Annotated in this window: 4 protein-coding genes; 3 read left to right on the top strand and 1 reads right to left on the bottom strand. The window is 59.1% G+C overall.

All coding sequences use genetic code 11. From position 1 onward, the window contains the following. Positions 1-203: hypothetical protein (locus tag V6C07_RS05360; RefSeq protein WP_333535334.1), on the bottom strand; the 203-nt coding region annotated here is incomplete at its 3' end. Between the two features lie 546 nt (positions 204-749). Between V6C07_RS05360 and V6C07_RS05355 the strand changes: the two genes are divergently transcribed. The 3 genes from V6C07_RS05355 to V6C07_RS05345 all read left to right on the top strand — a co-directional run. Beyond that, the gene (locus V6C07_RS05355; protein WP_333535333.1) at positions 750-2060 is read left to right on the top strand and encodes an NCS2 family permease; all 1311 of its coding nucleotides are present in this window, start codon (positions 750-752) and stop codon (positions 2058-2060) included. Positions 2061-2561: 501 nt separating this feature from the next. Beyond that, entirely contained in the window at positions 2562-3182 is a 621-nt protein-coding gene (lepB, locus tag V6C07_RS05350; protein WP_333535332.1) for a signal peptidase I, read from the top strand. A gap of 34 nt (positions 3183-3216) precedes the next feature. Then, a partial coding sequence (locus V6C07_RS05345; RefSeq protein WP_333535331.1) for a magnesium chelatase domain-containing protein occupies positions 3217-3400 on the top strand: 184 nt, incomplete at its 3' end.

Here is a 3400-nt window from a genome sequence, read left to right as displayed (position 1 = left end):
GGCAGGGCGTGCGTGTGCAGCCCAAAGGGCAGGCGCAGATGGGCGTTGGCGTAGGCCGGTAGCATGCCTGCCGCCTGGGCGGCGGTGGCATTTTCAGTGTTTTTTGCTTCAGCAGTTCCCCGGCAGCCTGTGCTGTTGGGGAACTGCTTTTTGCGGGCGCACGGGCCTTGCCTCATATGGACATGATATGCGCGATATGGCATGCTGCCGCCTTCATCAGGGCGGCATTGTCCGCAGCCCGCTTCCGTGTCATATCCATCGCCCGGACGAGACGGCATACCGGCTTTTTCGGGCTGCTGCCCGCCATGCGGCGTGGATCTGGCGGTGGGCATTGCAGTCGGTCGTGCAGCATCGGTTATGTCGGATAAGGCATGTTCACCTTGAAATTGTTCTGCGGCTGCGCGTACAAACGCCCGCCGCGAAGGCGCAAGTGCGTTTCAGCCGTTGGACGTAGGGCTTGCGGGTGCTTCAGCCGTTGTAATGCAGAACACTGCGCTTGAAGGCAGCGTGCGTAGCCACACGGCGTGTCCCACGCGACCACTTGTTCCATTCGTAAGGATCCCAGGCTCACCGGCGACTGTCGCGAAGACGGCAGGTTTTTTGTGCTTCAAGCGCCACAGTGCGCGCCGCACACATTGAGAAGCCATGTTCTCAAAGGTATGATGCTCTATTATGGTTTTTGTTTTGCGGGCAGGGATGGTCTGGGCTTCCCATGCCCGATCGGCGTCGCACAGTAAGGAGGAAACGCCATGAGTGTGCTGGAAAAATTGTTTAATCCCGCTGCGAGGGGCAGCACGGTCAAAAGAGAAATGCTGGCGGGTCTCACCAGCTTCATGGCTATGTGCTACCTTATTTTCGTGGTTCCCGCCATGCTGGCTGACGCGGGCATGCCCAAGGATTCCGCCGTGGCCTCCACCATATGGGTGACCATTATCGCCACCCTGGTTATGGGCCTGTGGGCCAAATTTCCCGTGGGCGTGGCTCCGGGCCTGGGTATTACGGCATTTTTCGCTTATTATGTGTGCGGCCCGGCCGGGTATTCCTGGCAGACCGGGCTCGGTGCGGTGTTCATTTCCGGCGTGGTTTTTCTGCTGCTTACGGTCACCCGCATTCGTCAGCTCATCATCAACGCCGTGCCTATGGACCTCAAGTATGCCATTGTGGTGGGCATCGGGGCTTTTATCGCCTTTATCGGCATGAAAAGCTGCGGCATTGTGGCGGCTGACCCTGCCACCTTTGTGACGCTGGGCAATCTGGGCAATCCCGGAACCCTGCTTTCCATTGTGGGCATCTTTCTTATTGGCGGCCTGCTGGCCCTGCGCGTGCGCGGAGCCATGATCATCGGCATTCTGGTCATTACGGTGGCGGGCATAGCCCTTGGCGTGTCGCCCCTGCCGCAAGGCCCCATTTTCTCCGCCAGCCTGCCCATGCCCACGGAAACCTTCATGCGGATGGACATCAAGGGGGCGCTGCATCACGGGCTTATTTCCATCATTTTCACCCTGACGATGGTGGATCTTTTCGACAATATGGGCGTGCTCATCGGTCTTTCGCAAAAGGCCGGATTCATTCGCGAAGACGGGCATATCGAAAATCTCGACAAGGCCCTTATTACCGATTCGATGGCTACAATGGCGAGCGCCGTCATGGGCGCCACCACGGCCACAAGCTACCTTGAAAGCGCCGCCGGGGTTGCGGAAGGCGGCCGCACGGGACTTACCGCCGTGACCATTGCCGCGCTGTTCTTTCTGGCGCTCTTTTTCTCGCCCCTGGTGGGTATGGTCCCCGCCTACGCCACCGCTCCGGTGCTTATTATCGTGGGCGCCATGATGATGCAGGAAGTGGGGCGCATCTGCTTCAAGGACTTTACCGTGGCATTGCCCGCGTTTTTGACCATCATCAGCATGCCGCTGACCTTTAACATCGCCACAGGCTTCGGCTTCGGCTTTGTGAGCTGGGTGGGCATCAAGGCCCTGGCCGGACGCTTTAAGGATCTGAACCTGGTCATGCTGTGCATCGCCCTGTGCTTTATCATCAACTTTGCCCTGCGCCTGCCGTAGGATTTTGTGGGCATGCCCGAGCGGTTTCAACGCGGACTGCTCAAACGCTGCCGTACAGGGATAACTGCCGGAAGCGGCATTGCGCCGTTGCGGTAACAAGGCCTCCTCCTGTGTGTTTCATGCTTTTGCGGCATGGTGGACAGAAGGGGGCCTTTGCTCTTTGCAGGGGCGCGGTATGCTGTGGCCTGTCGGCGTAGCATGCCGTGTGAACAGATTTTCGGGCAGACCAGTTGGGGCTCCGGCATGTGTACCTTGCCTTTGGGCGCGCATCAGTGCATACTTTGCAACCGCGCATCACCGGGACACGGCAGTTTGGGGGCGGCCTTAAGGGCTGCTTCATGCCGGGACGCCTTGCGTACTTTCAAGGGGCGTGCTTTTGGCACGCCGAATTGGCGCAACGCCGTGCGGTGGCCCGGCAGAGCGGTGCGTGGCTGAAACAGCAACCTCTGCCCGCGGGCAGGCGTTTCAAGGTAAAATGCCCTCAACAAGGAACAGCACCTCATGACCACGCTTTTGAGATCGTCGCGCCCCAAGAAGCCTCTGTGGCGCGAATATGGCGAGGCCCTGCTTGTGGCCCTGCTGCTTGCCCTGGTTATTCGCACGTTTGTCGTGCAGGCTTTTAAAATACCTTCTGAATCCATGTTGCAAACCCTGCTGGTGGGTGACCATCTGCTTGCCAGCAAGTTTGCCTACGGCATCAAGATTCCCTTTACCAATCACTATATTTACAGGGGTGATGACCCGCAGCGCGGTGAAGTCATCATCTTTGAATATCCCAACGATCCCAGCGTGGACTATATCAAGCGTATTGTGGGTGTTCCCGGCGATGTCATAGAGGTGCGCGGCAAGCAGTTGTACCGCAATGGCGAGGCCGTCAAGGAAAGCTATACGCGCTTTACACAGCCTGACCGTGTGGAGCCTGTGCGCGACAATTTCGGCCCGGTGACGGTTCCTGAAGGCAAGTATTTCGTCATGGGCGACAACCGCGACAACTCGCTGGACTCGCGCTTCTGGGGCTTTGTGGATCGCAGCGCCATACGCGCCAAGGCCTGGCGCATCTACTGGTCCTGGGGCGGGCTTGACGACATGCGCTGGAACCGTATGGGCAAAAAAGTGGAATAGCCGCCCTGCGGCTCAAGCGCGGCAAGGAGGCCCTGTGGTGGTCCGGCTGAACAGCGGCGGCGTGGAAGGCGTTGACGCCTATCCCGTAGAACTGGAAGTGGATTATGTGCGCCAGGGGCTTCCGGGCTTCACTATGGTGGGCCTGGCGGAAACCGCTGTGCGCGAGGCCAAGGACCGCGTGTTCGCGGCCTTGCGGGCGACAAACTTCAAGCTGCCTA

Origin of the sequence: Desulfovibrio sp. 1214_IL3152 (assembly GCF_036763055.1) — a bacterium.
Lineage (GTDB): Bacteria > Desulfobacterota > Desulfovibrionia > Desulfovibrionales > Desulfovibrionaceae > Desulfovibrio.
This window is presented reverse-complemented; position numbering and strand designations above follow the sequence as displayed.